This is a genomic window from Streptomyces sp. NPDC055749 (assembly GCF_053617235.1).
This window is the reverse complement of record NZ_JBSHFH010000023.1, coordinates 74,312-89,409: the sequence shown is the minus strand read 5'-3', so window position 1 is coordinate 89,409 and position 15,098 is coordinate 74,312. Positions and strand designations below refer to the sequence as shown.

Annotated in this window: 12 protein-coding genes; 6 read left to right on the top strand and 6 right to left on the bottom strand. The window is 71.7% G+C overall.

The features are described 5' to 3' along the window. Nucleotides 1-49: 49 nt before the first annotated feature. Nucleotides 50-1,324, top strand: a complete 1,275-nt coding sequence (locus ACWGO0_RS19330) for an ABC transporter substrate-binding protein (protein ID WP_453535984.1) — start codon at nt 50-52, stop codon at nt 1,322-1,324. Nucleotides 1,325-1,417: 93 nt separating this feature from the next. Here ACWGO0_RS19330 and ACWGO0_RS19325 read toward each other — a convergent pair whose 3' ends face one another. Together ACWGO0_RS19325 and ACWGO0_RS19320 are read right to left on the bottom strand one after the other, a co-directional pair. Continuing rightward, entirely contained in the window at nt 1,418-3,061 is a 1,644-nt protein-coding gene (locus tag ACWGO0_RS19325; protein ID WP_453535981.1) for a hypothetical protein, read from the bottom strand. Nucleotides 3,062-3,175: 114 nt separating this feature from the next. After that, nucleotides 3,176-4,558: a transcriptional regulator gene (locus ACWGO0_RS19320; protein WP_453535978.1), complete on the bottom strand. Its 1,383-nt coding sequence runs from the start codon at nt 4,556-4,558 to the stop codon at nt 3,176-3,178. 267 nt (nt 4,559-4,825) lie between these two features. Here ACWGO0_RS19320 and ACWGO0_RS19315 point away from each other — a divergent pair, with 267 nt between their 5' ends. The 3 genes from ACWGO0_RS19315 to ACWGO0_RS19305 are packed head-to-tail and all read left to right on the top strand — an operon-like array spanning nt 4,826 to nt 8,039. Beyond that, on the top strand, nt 4,826-5,512 hold the full coding sequence (locus tag ACWGO0_RS19315; protein ID WP_453535976.1) for a bifunctional DNA primase/polymerase: 687 nt from the start codon (nt 4,826-4,828) through the stop codon (nt 5,510-5,512). A gap of 38 nt (nt 5,513-5,550) precedes the next feature. Beyond that, complete coding sequence (locus ACWGO0_RS19310) at nt 5,551-6,399, top strand: ABC transporter ATP-binding protein (RefSeq protein WP_453535973.1); 849 nt, start codon at nt 5,551-5,553, stop codon at nt 6,397-6,399. Then, a complete protein-coding gene (locus ACWGO0_RS19305; protein ID WP_453535970.1) occupies nt 6,396-8,039 on the top strand; it encodes a transporter in 1,644 nt (547 codons plus the stop codon). The genes ACWGO0_RS19310 and ACWGO0_RS19305 overlap by 4 nt, the downstream gene beginning before the upstream one ends. Before the next feature lie 99 nt (nt 8,040-8,138). Here the strand turns inward: ACWGO0_RS19305 and ACWGO0_RS19300 are convergent, their stop codons facing one another. Together ACWGO0_RS19300 and ACWGO0_RS19295 are read right to left on the bottom strand one after the other, a co-directional pair. Further along, a complete protein-coding gene (locus ACWGO0_RS19300; protein WP_453535968.1) occupies nt 8,139-9,032 on the bottom strand; it encodes an alpha/beta fold hydrolase in 894 nt (297 codons plus the stop codon). A gap of 606 nt (nt 9,033-9,638) precedes the next feature. Beyond that, a complete protein-coding gene (locus tag ACWGO0_RS19295) occupies nt 9,639-10,331 on the bottom strand; it encodes a metal-dependent transcriptional regulator (RefSeq protein ID WP_453535965.1) in 693 nt (230 codons plus the stop codon). A 198-nt stretch (nt 10,332-10,529) separates the two neighbouring features. Between ACWGO0_RS19295 and ACWGO0_RS19290 the strand changes: the two genes are divergently transcribed. Continuing rightward, complete coding sequence (locus ACWGO0_RS19290; protein ID WP_453535962.1) at nt 10,530-11,285, top strand: SIS domain-containing protein; 756 nt, start codon at nt 10,530-10,532, stop codon at nt 11,283-11,285. A gap of 32 nt (nt 11,286-11,317) precedes the next feature. Here the strand turns inward: ACWGO0_RS19290 and ACWGO0_RS19285 are convergent, their stop codons facing one another. Together ACWGO0_RS19285 and pdxH are read right to left on the bottom strand one after the other, a co-directional pair. Continuing rightward, the gene (locus tag ACWGO0_RS19285) at nt 11,318-12,709 is read right to left on the bottom strand and encodes a PAS domain S-box protein (RefSeq protein ID WP_453535959.1); all 1,392 of its coding nucleotides are present in this window, start codon (nt 12,707-12,709) and stop codon (nt 11,318-11,320) included. 354 nt (nt 12,710-13,063) lie between these two features. Further along, the gene (gene pdxH, locus ACWGO0_RS19280; RefSeq protein WP_453536066.1) at nt 13,064-13,699 is read right to left on the bottom strand and encodes a pyridoxamine 5'-phosphate oxidase; all 636 of its coding nucleotides are present in this window, start codon (nt 13,697-13,699) and stop codon (nt 13,064-13,066) included. Nucleotides 13,700-13,987: 288 nt separating this feature from the next. Here pdxH and ACWGO0_RS19275 point away from each other — a divergent pair, with 288 nt between their 5' ends. Beyond that, nucleotides 13,988-15,097, top strand: coding sequence for a citrate synthase 2 (locus ACWGO0_RS19275; RefSeq protein WP_453535956.1), 1,110 nt, complete (start codon nt 13,988-13,990; stop codon nt 15,095-15,097). Nucleotide 15,098 lies beyond the last annotated feature (1 nt).

The following is a 15,098-nucleotide window of genomic DNA, read 5'->3' as shown; positions in this document are numbered from 1 at the left end:
GCCCGAAGCACACAGCGGCGTTACCCCGGACCCGGAAATGTTCATGCCCATGACCGGACGGCGACGCCTCACCCCACTCCGCCCCTTCCGACTCCTCACTGTCACGGCCACGGCCGGGGCCCTGCTCACCACCGGCTGTGGAGTGATCCCGGGGATCTCGGGGGGCTCCCCGGAGCCCGTGACCGTGATGACCTGGGCGCCCGAACGCTCCTCCGACGGCTCCGCGGAGAAGATGGCGGGCGTCTCGGCCATGGCGACGACGTACGCCCGCTGGGTCAACGAGCAGGGCGGCATCGACGGGCACGAACTGCGCGTGATCACCTGCGACGAGGGCGACACCCTGCTCGGCGCGGGCAAGTGCGCCCGGGAGGCGGTCAAGCAGGACGCGGCGGCCGTGGTCGGCTCGTACAGCCGGCACGGACAGGCGTTCATGGCCCCTCTGGAGGCCGCCGGAATCCCGTACATCGGCGGCTACGGGGCCTCCACCGAGGAGTTCACGAGCTACAACTCCTACCCGGTCAACGGCGGCCAGTCGGCGCTCCTGGCGGGCAACGGCAAGCAGCTGGCGGCAGGGTGCGAGCGGGTCTCCCTCGTACGGCCCGACTCGATCGGCGGCGACGGCATGCCCCCGCTCCTGGACACCAGCCTCGCCGAGTCCCGCAAGCCCAAGTCCGTCGACATCCTGGCGCCGGAGGATGCCACTTCGTACGACTCCCAGGCCGCCACGGCACTGGAGAAGACGGGCGACGGCTGTGTGACGGCGGTGCTCGGCGACCGCACGGAAACGTTCTTCGACTCCTTCCGCCGGCTCGAACCGGAAGGCAGCCGGGTACGTGTCTCGTCCGTGCTCGGCAGCGTCGGCCAGCCGCTCATCGACCGCACGGGCGGGCGGAACAGCCCGTTCGAGGGTGCGTACGTCACCGGCTGGTACCCGGAACCGGGCGACTCCCGCTGGGCCGAGATGCGCCGGGTGATCCGCACGTACGCGTTCGCCGACAACCGGGTCGACCCCGAGGACACCGGTGTGCAGACCACCTGGATCGCGTACACGGTGCTGAAGGCGATCATCGAGGAGATCGACGAGCCGCGGATCACGGCCGGAAAGGTCGCGGCCAGTCTCAACCGGGGCACCAAGGTGGACACCGGCGGGCTCACTCCGGTGCTGCGCTGGCGCTACAAGGACATGCTCGGCACCACGGCGTACCCGCGCATCGTCAACGGCCAGGTGACGTTCCAGGTGGTACGCAACGGTCGCCTCGTCGCCGAGCGGAAGGGCTTCGTGGACGTCTCGGAGACCCTGTCGGACGCCCGCAGCATCAGCTGACCGACGCGGGTACCCGTGCGAACGGCCCGGCTCCGGACATCCGGGGCCGGGCCGTTCGCGCAGGAACGCCGGAGCGTCAGAGCTCCTGCGGCGTCAGAGCTCCTGCGGGGTGCGCTTCGTCAGCCCGTACTTCGTCGCGATGGAGTTCCACAGTCCGGACGCCTGCCGCTTGGCCGTGGTGGCCTCGCCGCTCCGCACAGTGGCCTGAACCGTCTCGTTGGTCCCCTTCGCGGTGCCGCCCTTGCAGATCTTCTTGTTGTTCTTGGCCTGCACGGCCCAGGCGGCGTAGTGGTCGTCGGCCGAAGCGGACGCCTGCCAGGCCCTCGTGAGCGAGGCCGACAGCTCGGCGTGCTGCGGCAGCTTGTCGATCGAGAGGTCCTTGAGCCGGGTCACCAGGTCACGGCGCTGCTGAGCCGCTCCCTTCAGGTCGCTGTTGGCCTGGTCCAGGGCCTGGCACGACTTGATCTTCTCGACCGCGCTGATCACGGCGGCCCTGCTGTTGTTGCTGTCGGCGAGCAGCTTGTCGAGCGCCTGCGCCTGCGGCTCGGCGGGGTCGGCCGCCGGCTCGGCACTGGGCTGCGTGGCGGGTGAACTCTGGGAGGCCACCGGCTGCTTGTCGTCCGGCTTCTCGTCGCCGCCGCTCATCAGGGCGCCCGCGCCGAGTCCGATGACGGCACAGCCGACGACGACCGCCGCGATCAGGGTGACGTGCGTCGGTCTCTTGCGCTGCGGTCCGTGGTCCTGCTCCGGAGGCCCCTGGTAGCCCTGCGGCCCGTGCGGGGGCATGGGCTGCTGGTGCTGCGGCGGCTGCTGGTACTGGCCCGGCTGCTGGCCCGGCTGCTGGTGCTGCTGCGAGGGATCGAAGCGGGGCATCTGCTGCGTCGCGCCCGCGGGCGACTCGCTGCGGAACAGGTTGTCGAACTCGGCGGGCGGCGGGCGCTCACCCGGCGTACCGGGCCTGATCCCGTAGGGGGCGCCACCGGGCACCGGGGGTATGAACTGGGTCGCGTCGGCATCACCGCCCGGCGCCGCCTGCCCCAGGAACTGGGTGGACTCGGCCGGGCGCTCGGGCGGCAGCCCTCCGGGACCGGAACCGCCGGGCACGGGCGCGATGAACTGCGTGGCATCCGCGTCCCCGCCGCTGCCACCGCCGTGCGCGAGGCCAGGCACCGCCTCCGGCGGCAGCGGCTGCGCGAACGGCTGGGGCTGCTGCTGGGGGTGGGACTGGGGCTGGTGCTGGGGCTGGTGCTGGGCCTGGTAGCCACCGCCGGGCTGCTGCTGCGGCTGGTAGCCGGCGCCGGGCTGCTGCTGGGCCTGGTACCGGCCGTCGCCCTGCTGCGGCTCGTACGGTCCCGGCTGCTGGTACTGGCCCTGCTGCTGGTACGGCCCCGACTGCGAGGGGTACTCCCCCGGCTGGGGCTGCGGCTGCGACGGCCCGTTCCCGTACGGCCCGGGCCCGCCCGCGTACGGCTGCGCGGGCGGCAGGTGCCCGTCCTGGCCGGCCGGCGGCAGCTGCGGCGGGGGCGCCGGGGCGTCCGGGAGCTGCGGCCGGCTGTCCTGGGGCCCCCAGGGCGAACCCCACGGCTGCCCTCCCGCGGGTACGGCCTGGTCGGCCGGCCCTGGCGCGGGCGGACCCACGGTCCAGGGGGTACCACCCTCCGCGGGCAGCACGACACCTTCGTGCGCGGGCCGTACAGCAGGGGACTGCTGGTCGTCGCCCTGTCCGCTCTGCGTCACCGGGACTCCTACGTGTAAACCTACGGAATCGTCGGCTCACGCTATCGGGTGGTTGCCGCACTCCGCCAAGCGCGTGATGCCGCTCACCACCCCTTCACATGGGAGCGGCGCCCCTCAGGCCGCCTGGAGCTCCAGGCGGGCGCCGAATTCACGGACCGCGGGCTCGTCCCCGTACGGCACGAGCCGCTGCTGGAGGTCATCGAGATACTCCGCGCCCCGGCTGGACCGCACCGTGGCCAGCAGCTCCACCGCCCGGTTCCCCGTGTGGCACGCCTGCTCCACCTCTCTCATCTGCACCTGCGCGCTCGCCAGCAGCACAAGGCCGATGCCTCTGCGCCTGGCCTTGGTCTCCGGCAGCGCGTTCAGGGCCTCCTTCGCCCGGCGCGCAGCAGCCTCGCCCTGTCCCAGATCGCGGTGGCAGTGCGCCAGCTCGTCCGCGAGATAGCCCGCGTCGAAGTGGGCGATCCACGGTGGGTCGTCCCCGCTGTCCGCCTCCGCGTGCTCCAGCGCCGTCAGCGCGCGGCCCGCCACCGCCTGGCAGGTACGGGCGTCGCCCAGCAGGGCGTGCCCGCGCGCCTCCGCCGCGTGGAACATCGCCTCGGCCCGCGGCGTCACCCGCCCCCGGGCCCCCTCCTGCGCGGCCCGCGCGAGCTGCGCGATCTCTCTCGGGTTGCCGAGCTGTGCGGCGAGATGGCTCATCGAGGCGGCCAGCACATAGCCGCCGTACGCCCGGTCGCCCGCGGCCTGGGACAGCCGCAGCGCCTGGATGTAGTACCGCTGGGCGAGCCCCGGCTGACCGGTGTCGACCGCCATGTACCCGGCGAGCTCGGTGAGCCGCGCCACCGCCCCGAACAGCTCCCGGCCGACCGATTCGCGGTACGCCCCCGAAAGCAGCCCGGACACCACGCTGTTGAGGTAGTGCACCAGGACCGGCCGCACATGTCCGCTGCCGAACCTGTGGTCCAGGTCGACGAGCGCGGCCGTCATCGCCCGTACCGCCTCCACGTCGGGCATGCCGACGCGGGCGCCGGCGGCGCGTGCCACCTGTGGGTCGGCGCCCGTGATCAGCCAGTCGCGGCTGGGTTCGACCAGGGCGGAGGCGGCGACCGCCGATCCGGCGAGCAGGTCGCGCCGCCCCACGTCGCTGCGCCACAACTCGCAGACCTGCTCGATCGCGCCGAGCACGGTCGGTGCGAACTGGAGGCCGACGCCCGAGGCGAGGTTCTTGCCGTTGGCCATGCCGATCTCGTCGATCGTGACCGTACGGCCGAGCTTGCGGCCGAGCGCCTCGGCGATGATTCCCGGTGCTCTGCCGCGTGGTTGCTGCCCGCGCAGCCACCGGGCGACGGACGTCTTGTCGTAGCGGAGATCGAGGCCGCGCTCGGCTCCGACCATGTTGACGCGGCGGGCGAGGCCCGCGTTGGAGCAGGCGGCTTCCTGAATGAGTGTCTGGAGCCGTTCGTTCGGCTGGCGGGCGACGAGAGGTCTGGCTGCCATGTTTCCCCCTGAGACCGCAGTGATCGGTGTCGGTGAATGGATCACTGCCCGGCGGATATACAAGAAATGCGCATATTCATCGGTATTCGGTACGAGCCGTCACGGTTTCTCGGCACGGGTCATCGCACAGTCCTGTATGTGGCTACCCGCACATCGATGCGTGGCCGCACGCGCGCCCCCGCCCATGCCTCGATGCGCCCCATATGCAGGATCGATGCACCGTGACCGTGTTCGCCACGCCCGTAACCCCAGGTGGCGGCGGGAGTTGTGTTGTTCGTGGAAGAGCCCATCGGAGTCACGGAAACCGCCCAGGTCCCCCAACAGCGAGGTGAGCAGCTGCTCGACGCCGCGGTGCGTTATGCGGAAGAGCGGCACTGGGACGTGTTCCCGGGCACCTGGCTCGAAGCCGTCGAGGGGGTCGAACGCTGCTCGTGCGGCGACACCGGCTGCGTCTCGGCCGGAGCCCACCCCACCCGGCCGGACTGGGCGGGCCAGGCGACAGGCAGCTCGGCCGCTGCCCGCCGGATGTGGTCCAAACAGCCGACGTCCTCGATCCTCCTGCCGACCGGGCGGACCTTCGACGCGATCGACGTCCCGGAGACCGCCGGCTTCCTGGCACTGGCCCGGATGGAGCGCATGTCCCTGACGCTCGGTCCCGTCACCTGCACCCCCGACCGCCGCATGCTGTTCTTCGTGCTGCCGGGCGCCGCCGCGAAGGCGGCCGACCTCGTACGGAACCTCGGCTGGAACGCCGACGCCATCGATCTCGTGAGCCGCGGCGACGGTCATTACGTGGCCGGTCCGCCGACCCGGGTCGGCGGGCGGGGCGCGGTGCAGTGGGCCAGGCGCCCCACTCCCGCCAACCGGTGGCTGCCGGACGCGGAGGAGCTGATCAGCCCGCTCGCCTACGCCTGTGCGCGCGAGGCGGCCGACGCCAAGGCGCGCCTTTCGTAGGGTGGTCCCCACAATCGGGGATATCGAAAGGCAGTGCCATGCCTGACCAGGCAGAAGCATTCGAGACAGACGGAACGGTCCAGGAAGACGCAGCAGTTGAGGCGGGCGGTGCGCGGACGGCGCCGCCCGCCGTCCGCGTCTCCGGACTGTGGAAGCGGTTCGGGGAACAGATCGCCGTCGCGGGGATCGATCTGGAGCTGCCCGCGGGCAAGTTCATCGGACTCGTGGGTCCCAACGGGGCGGGGAAGACCACCACGCTCTCGATGGTGACGGGACTGCTCCGGCCCGACATGGGGAAGATCGAGGTCGGCGGACACGACGTGTGGCTGGACCCGGTCGAGGTGAAGTCACGGATCGGGGTGCTCCCGGAGGGGCTTCGCCTCTTCGAGAGGCTTTCGGGGCGCGAACTCCTCGCGTACACCGGGAGACTGCGCGGGCTGCCGGGGGCCGAGGTCGACAGCCGGGCCACCCAGCTGCTCGACGTACTGGACCTGGCGGGCGCGCAGCACAAGCTCGTCGTGGACTATTCGACCGGTATGCGGAAGAAGATCGGGCTCGCCGCCGCGCTGCTGCACAACCCGGAAGTGCTCTTCCTCGACGAGCCGTTCGAGGGCGTCGACCCGGTGTCCGCGCAGACGATCCGCGGGGTTCTGGAGCGGTACACCCGGTCCGGCGCGACCGTCGTCTTCTCCAGCCATGTGATGGAGCTCGTCGAGTCGCTGTGCGACTGGGTGGCCGTCATGGTGGCGGGCCGGATCCGTGCCCAGGGCACACTCGCCGAGGTACGGGGCGACGCGCCCTCCCTGCAGAACGCCTTCCTCGAACTGGTCGGCGCGGGCGGCCGCGACACCGGAGACTCCCTGGACTGGCTGGGCGGCGCCCGATGACCGTGCTCGACGCCCCTGTGGGGACCACCGTTCCGGCCGGCCGGAGCGAGGGGATCGTCTCCGTCTTCGTACGGCTCAAACTGACGCTGCTGCGCAACGGGCTGCGCCAGTCGTCCGGCCGCAAGGCCGCGTACATCACCTCCATCGTGTTCTCGATGCTGCTGGCCGTCGGCCAGGTGATCGGGCTGGTCGCCCTGCGCGGCAACGCGCACGCGGACGCACTGGTGGTGCTGCTGACCGGGGTGCTGGCGCTCGGCTGGGCCGTGCTGCCGCTGTTCTTCCCGAGCGGCGACGAGACGCTCGACCCGAGCCGTCTGGTGATGCTGCCGCTGCGGCCCCGTCCGCTGATCGGCGCGCTGCTGGTGGCGTCGCTGGTCGGCATCGGGCCGCTGTTCACGCTCTGCCTGGCCCTCGGCTCGGTCCTCGCCGTGGCGCACGGGGCGGCGGCCGTGGCGACCGGGGTGATCGCCGTCCCGCTGACGCTCCTCGTCTGTGTGGCGCTGGCGCGGTCCGTGGCCACGGCCAATGTCCGGCTGCTGACCTCCCGCAAGGGCCGCGACCTGGCGGTCCTCAGCGGTCTGGTGATCGCGGTGGGCATCCAGTTCGTCAACTTCGGGATACAGCGGCTCAACCAGGCCGGTGGGCTCTCCTCGCTGGAACCGGCCGCGGACGTCGTGGGCTGGCTGCCGCCCGCCTCCGCGATCGGCGCGGTGCACTCCGTGTCGGAGGGCGCGTACGGACGGGCCGCCCTGCAACTCCTGATCTCCGTGCTGTCGGTGGGCGCGCTGGTGTGGCTGTGGCAGCGGAGCCTGACGAAGCTGATGACGGCGCCCGACGGCTCCACGCTCGCGGCGGCCGAGCCGACCCGGACGAAGTCGGGGACGGGCCGCTCGGGACTCTTCGCGCTGCTGCCGGAGGGGCGCACGGGGACGGTGATGGAACGCAGCCTGCGGTACATCGCACGGGACCCGAAGACAAAGGCCGCCTGGGTGACCGCGCTGGCCGTCGGCCTGATCGTGCCGCTGCTCAACGCCGTGCAGGGCACCGGATCCGTCTACTTCGCGTGCTTCGCGTCCTGGATGCTCGGCATCCAGATGTACAACCAGTTCGGCCAGGACACCTCCGCCTTCTGGATGGTGTCCCTGACGATCTCGTCGACCCGGGACGCCTATGCCGAACTCCGGGCGCGGGCCATGGCGTTGCTGCTGATCACGCTGCCGTACACGGTCCTGGTGACGGCGCTGACGGCTGCGGTGCTCGGCGACTGGGGCGCGCTGCCCGAGGCGATGGGGCTGTCCTTCGCCCTGCTGGGCGCGATGCTGGCGACCGGTGCGCTGGCGTCCGCGATGTACCCGTACTCGATCCCTCAGGACGGCGCGTTCAAGAACGTGGCTCCCGGGCAGGCCGGGCTCGCCTGGATGTCGATTCTCGGCGGGATGGTGTCGTCGGCGGTGCTCTGCGCACCGGTGATCGCCCTGACGATCACCCTGCATGTGGCCGGTCCGCGGGGCTGGTTGTGGCTGCTGCTGCCGGTCGGCACGGTGTACGGGGCGTTCGTCGCCTGGGCCGGGGTGCGGCTGGCCGCGCCCCGCACGGCACGCCGGCTCCCGGAGATCCTGGCCGCGGTCAGCAAGGGCTGACCGGTCGGCGGGCCAGGAGGCTCGGGGCCTCGGCGGAGGGGTTCGGCGGAGGGGTTCGGCGGAGGGGAGTTCGGCGGGGGCCGCCTGCGGCGGCGGGGGTTACGGCGAGACGGGTTCGCGGTCTTCGCGGGAGTCCTCGGCGAGCTGCTCCAGGAAAGGTTCCACGGCGGCCCGCCAGTCCTCCGGGCGGTCGTAGTGGACGAGATGGCCGGCGTCCGCGACCTCCGCGTACTGCCCGCGCGGCAGGACGCGGACCATTTCCTGGGCCTCCGCCCTGCCCAGTTCGCCCTCGATGCCGCGCAGGACCAGGGCGGGGCACCTGACCTGGGCCAGCTCCTCCCAGTGCGCGTCGAAGACCCAGGTCGCCCGGGACTCCAGCATCTGTCGGCGGGAGAAGACGGGGCGCCAGCCGTCGGCCCGCTCCGCCATCACCTCGGCGAAGAACTCGCCGCGGGCGGGGTTGGGCCGCTCCACCCAGGGGTCGTCCTCGCCGAACCACTTGCGTACGTCGGAGAGTGTCGCGAAGGGCACGGGCCAGGCGTTGAACCAGTCCTGCCACTCCCGCTGGGAGGCGGCGCCGAGCGCGGAGGCCCGCATGTCGCAGATGACCAGGGCCCGGACGAGATCGGGGCGCTTCGCGGCGAGCTGCCAGGCGGTGAGGGCGCCCATCGAGTGTCCGATGAGGGTGACCGGGGCGAGACCGAGCTGCTCGATCGTGGCCTCGGCGTCCGCGACATAAGCCTCGCGGGTGTACGGGCCTTCGGCCGGCTTCTCGCTGCGGCCGTGCCCGCGCTGATCGAGCCCGAACGCGCGGTGGCGCTCGGCGAGCCAGCGGGCCGTGGAGGCCCAGTGCGCGGCCCTGCCCATCAGCCCGTGGAGCATTAAGATCCCGGGCGCTCTCGCCGCCTCCGCGCTTTCCTTGGGCGGATCGGCGAACTCCCACGCCGCGAGACGTACCCCGTCGTATCCGGTCACATCGATGCGCCGCACCATAGCCCTGGCACCCCCTTCTGGTTCCCGATCACCGCGTGGTCGCGTCACACCAGGCTATCGAACTCTTATTCGAAAACAGGGTTCCGGCACACAACACCCCTCGTTCGAGTGACGGCCCTCAAGGATTGGCTTCGTCCGCCTTGGGGAGATTTGCTCCGGGGGGCGGGCCGCTCGGGGAAAACGGTCCGTCGGGGCTGACCTCGAGAGCTCGGGGCTCCAGGTCAGCGAAGGGGAGGACGGGCCCCGGCGCCATTGAGCGCCGGGGCCCGCCCCTGTTCCGGAGCGAATCCTTCCGACGCCGCGCACGACGGCTTCGGCAGCCACCTTCCGGTGCACATGCCAGTACGACGGGCGCATTCCCTGCTCCCTCCCCGACCGCGCGGCCCGGATCCGATCCGGCCGACACTCTCAGGTCATATGCCTGGCCACAGCCTGGCACGCGATTCGTCCGGGCGCTGCAATTCCGGACGGAAAACAGAAAGCGGGCGTTACGGTCCGGTCACCGAACCTCCGGAGAACCGTCACCGCACCGCCACGCCACCGCTTCGGGGCGCGCTCGGCGCCCCGCTTACCGCCTGATCAGCTCCAGCTGCTTACCCTGCCTGGTCAGCGCTTCGCGACGAAGACGTGCGAGGCGACCTCGGCGTCCAGCTCGGCCGCCTCACCGCTCGAACCGACCAGCACGCCGCCGGGCGACGCCGTCACGCTGACCACCGAGCCGGGCTGCACGCCCGCGCGCCGCAGCGTGTACATCAGCTGGGCGTCGGTCTGGATCGGCTCACCGATCCGGCGCACCACCACGGTCTTCCCGTCGGTGCCCGGGTCGAGCTCCGCCAGGCTCACCATGTTCTCGTCGAGGAACGGATCGGCCTCGGCCTTCTCGCCCAGCTCCTCCAGGCCCGGGATCGGATTCCCGTACGGAGACTCCGTGGGGTGCCGCAGCAGCTCCAGCACCCTGCGCTCCACGGCCTCGCTCATCACGTGCTCCCAGCGGCACGCCTCCGCGTGGACCTGCTCCCACTCCAGGCCGATCACGTCGACGAGCAGACACTCGGCGAGCCGGTGCTTGCGCATGACGCGGGTCGCGAGGCGGCGCCCCTCGTCGGTCAGCTCCAGGTGGCGGTCGCCCGCGACCTGGACCAGTCCGTCGCGCTCCATGCGCGCCACGGTCTGGCTGACCGTCGGACCGCTCTGGTCCAGCCGTTCCGCGATCCGGGCGCGCATGGGGACCACGCCTTCCTCTTCGAGCTCGAGGATGGTGCGGAGATACATCTCCGTGGTGTCGATCAGTCCGGACATACGTGCCCCTCGATGCTGTGACATGAAGTCGTCGTGCGATGGCCCTGCACCAATTCTGACGCATACCGCTGACAACCGTGCCGCGCCGACCGAAGAGCGTGCGGCGCGCGGCCCCGCGCGGTATTGACAGTCCACTGGTCCAGACCGCAACGTGATCGGCGGCACGGACATTCCCTCCCGCTGAAAGGGCCCTCCTCGATGAGCGAGAGCAAGCTGGCCGGACAGTTCTTCGACGCAGCGATCGGCCTGCTGGAGCGCGTACGCGACGAGGAGTCCGAGAACATCGCCGCCGCCGGCGCCGCGATCGCCGACACGGTCGCCGCGGGCGGCCGGCTCTTCGCATTCGGCGCCGGGCACTCCTCGCTTCCCGCACAGGACGTCGTGTACCGGGCGGGCGGGCTCGCCCTGATGAACCTGCTCGCCGTGCCCGGCGCGCTGGGTGTCGATGTCATGCCGGCCACGCTGGGCTCCGCGCTGGAGCGGGTGGACGGGCTGGCCGGAGCGGTGCTGGACTCCAGCCCCGCGCGCTCGGGCGACCTCCTCGTGATCATCTCGCTCTCCGGGCGCAACGCACTGCCGGTGGAGATGGCCCAGAACGCGCGCGCGCTCGGGCTGACGGTCATCGGGGTCACGTCGGTGGCGTACGCGGAGGGGACCAGGTCCCGGCACGCTTCGGGCGGATTCCTGCGCGACCACTGCGACATCGTCCTCGACAGCAAGATCCCGATCGGCGACGCGGAGCTGACGGCGGTGGGCGTCGAGGCGCCTTTCGCGCCCGCTTCGACGGTGGTCACCAGCGCGGTGATGCAGGCGATGATGGCGGCTGCGGCGGAGGGCCTGGTGGCGCGCGGGATCGAGCCGCCGCTGCTTCGGTCGGGGAACGTCGACGGCGGGCACGAGTGGAACGGGCGTGTGATGACGGAGTACGCGGACCGGATCTTCTACCGCCACTGACCGCTGCCGGGGCGGGTGCCGGGCAGGGCCCCTCAGCCGCCCGAAGGACCCTCGGCCGACAGCCGGGCCAGGTCCACCGCCGACGCCACCCTCGCGGCCACCGTCTCCGCGTACGTCGCGTCCGTACGCTCGAAAGCGGTGCGGTTCGACGCGCGCAGGAAAGTGACCACGCCCAGCGTCCGGCCCCGGCTGCGGAGCACCGCGCACAGCGCGTGGACGGAGTCCCTGGGCCACTGGCGTTCCACCGCCCACGCCTCGGCCGCCGCGCTCGTGCCGGCTCCCGCGCTCGCCCGTACCGAACCCGTGCGGTCCAACGACTGAAGGGCCGGGTGCCCCGTCGCGTACCGCACAGGGACCGAGCCGCCGGAGACCGGCAGGCAGGGGCCCGGGCCTTCGGCGGGCGTCGCGAGCGCGCGTACCGGGCGGGGGTCGTCCGCGTCCGCCGGCAGCAGGTCCACCACCACGTGGTCGGCGAATCCGGCCAGGGCGTAGTCCAGCGTGGCGGTCGCCGCCTCCATGGGGTCCTCGCACTCGGCCGCCGAGCCCGCGGCCCTGTGCAGCTGGTTCGACCGGAACCGCAGCCGGTCCGCCTCCTGCTCGGCCAGTTTCGCCGCCGTGATGTCCTGGAACAGCCAGCCGACGCCCAGCGGAACGGGTTCCTCCGCGAGCGGTGAGGCGAGGCGCAGGAAGCCACTGCGCCAGCAGCGCCGCCGGTCGCCCTCGGCCGTCCGCAGCGTCACCCACAGCTCGGCGGGCGCGGGCGGCGGCCCCTCGGCCAGAACGTGGTGCAGCGAACCCTCCAGGTCCTCCACGCCCTGCACGATCAGCTCACCCAGCGGGCGGCCCAGCAGCGCCGTACGGCCTCCGCCGAGGGCGCGGGCCGCATGGGCGTTGACGACGGTCGGGCGCAGGTCGACGTCGACGAGGACCACGCCCCACGACGCGTCCTCGAACAGCGCCTCGCTGAGCGCGATCGCCCGCTCCAGATCGATCTGCGCGTGCACCTCACTGAACGCGCAGTACACCCCGGCGGGCTTCCCGTCGGCGCCCCGCACCCCGGCGGACTGTGTACGTACGAGAACCCGCCCACCGTCCTTGCGCAGCAGCGCGAACTCGTGGACCTGCCGGCCCGGGGCGCCCATGGCGGCCATCAGCCGCTCCTGCACGTCCCCCGCGTCCGCGCTGCGCACCGCCCAGCCGGCGAAGCCGCTGCGCCCCACCGCCTCGTCGGCGGTCCAGCCGAGGATGCGTTCGGCCTCGCGGTTCCAGTGGGTGATCGTGCCGTCCGCGTCGAAGGCGCAGAGCGCGGCGTCCATGCCGTCGAGCAGGGCCGCGAGCAGCTCCGACCCGGGCTCCGGTTCCGGCTCCGGGGTGCCGTCGGCCCCGAGGGCGTCCGTGGTCCCGCTGCTGCTGGAAGCGCTCATCCCGTACCCCCTGTAGCACGTGACTCCATTCAACTCGAACGTGACCCAGGGCACACCCTCTTCCCGGAACTTCCCGGAAATCGGGAAGTTGAGAAGCTCTGTTAATTCGGTTGTGCGGAGCCGGAGACGTTCCTACGGTGTGGGTACACGTTGAAAGGAGGTGATCCGAAAAGTGCAGTCTTATCGGATTCGTGAGGTGGCTGCGGGCTGACAGCCCGTCGTCGCACACTGTGCACCTCGGCAGGCTGTCTGCCGAAAACCAAGCAGTCACCGACCCGCAGGCTCGCCGGTAAGTCCGGCCGGCTCCTCCGCAAGGAGGGACCAGAGCCTGCGGGTTCCTGCGTTTACAGCGTCCTACGGGCAGAGGCGTTCCACGCGCCAGGCCGCCGGGTCCTCGGCGGAGCGCACGTAGCGCAGGCGGTCGTGGAGCCGGTTCGCGTGGCCCTGCCAGAACTCGATCGTGTCCGGTACGACGCGGAAGCCGCCCCAGTGCGGGGGCGCCGGGACCTTCTCGCCCTCCGGGTAGCGGGCGGCCAGCTCCTCGTAGCGTTCGACGAGCTCCTGGCGTGAGCCGATCACCGTCGACTGCTCGCTCGCCCAGGCGCCCAGCTGGGAGCCGTGCGGGCGGGTGCGGAAGTAGGTGACCGTCTCCTCGCGGCTCACGCGGGCCGCACTGCCGGTGACGACGACCTGGCGGGCCATCGGGTGCCAGGGGAAGAGCAGCGAGACATACGGGTTGGCGGCCAGTTCACGGCCCTTGCGGGAGTCGTAGTTGGTGAAGAAGACGAAGCCCCGGTCGTCGTAGTGCTTGAGCAGCACGGTGCGGGAGGACGGGCGGCCCTCGGGCGAGGCCGTGGAGACCACCATCGCGTTCGGCTCGTGGAGCACACCGCCCGCTGCGACCTGGCTGAACCAGTGGGCGAACTGGTCCATCGGGTCGGCGGCGAGGTCCTTCTCGGTGAAGTCCTCGGAACGGTAGTGCTCGCGCATCACGGCCGGATCGGTGGTGCAATCGTGACGAGGGTTGCGAGCGGAGGAGGGTGAGGAGTCTGGGGTGGGCACGGGGCCATCCTGCCGCAGGGCCGAGTGTGCCCGGCGGGGAGGTGCCGTAACCGTCCACCGGGGAAATGGGGCCCTGTGCCGGATGTCACGCTTCCCCGCGTCGTGGGAACCCGCCAATATCTTGGGGCAGGGTCTGTGGCCTTCGTACCGCCGAAGTCCCGTAACCAGCCGCTGAGCCAGCCGCCGAACCAGCCGCCGAACTGAGGGAGCCGCCCCATGTCCGCTTTCGTACCCGGACTCGAGGGAGTCGTCGCGTTCGAAACGGAGATCGCCGAACCGGACAAGGAAGGCGGCTCGCTCCGCTACCGCGGAGTCGACATCGAGGACCTCGTCGGGCATGTCTCCTTCGGCAATGTCTGGGGCCTGCTGGTCGACGGGGCGTTCAACCCCGGTCTTCCGCCCGCCGAGCCGTTCCCGATCCCCGTCCACTCCGGTGACATCCGGGTGGACGTGCAGTCCGCGCTGGCGATGCTCGCACCCGTGTGGGGCCTCAAACCGCTGCTGGACATCGACGAGCAGACCGCGCGCGACGATCTGGCGCGGGCCGCGGTGATGGCCCTGTCGTACGTCGCCCAGTCGGCGCGCGGCCAGGGGCACGCGATGGTCCCGCAGAGCGAGATCGACAAGGCGCAGTCCGTCGTCGAGCGCTTCATGATCCGCTGGCGCGGCGAGCCGGACCCCAAGCACGTCAAGGCCGTCGACGCCTACTGGACCTCGGCCGCCGAGCACGGCATGAACGCCTCCACCTTCACCGCCCGCGTCATCGCCTCCACCGGCGCCGACGTGGCGGCGGCGCTGTCCGGCGCGGTGGGCGCGATGTCGGGTCCGCTGCACGGCGGTGCCCCGTCCCGGGTCCTCGGCATGATCGAGGAGATCGAGCGGACCGGCGACGCGTCGGCGTACGTGAAGCAGGCCCTGGACAAGGGTGAGCGGCTGATGGGCTTCGGCCACCGGGTCTACCGGGCGGAGGACCCGCGGGCGCGCGTCCTGCGGCGTACGGCGAGGGAGCTGGCCGCGCCGCGCTTCGAGGTCGCCGAGGCACTGGAGAAGGCCGCGCTGGAGGAGCTGCACTCGCGGCGCCCGGACCGGGTGCTGGCGACGAACGTGGAGTTCTGGGCGGCGATCGTGCTGGACTTCGCGGAGGTTCCGGCGCACATGTTCACGTCGATGTTCACCTGTGCCCGTACGGCGGGCTGGTCGGCGCACATCCTGGAGCAGAAGCGCACGGGCCGGCTGGTTCGCCCGTCGGCCACGTACATCGGTCCGGGGACGCGTGACCCCCGTGAGATCGGCGGGTACGACCAGATCGCGGACCTGGGCAACTGAC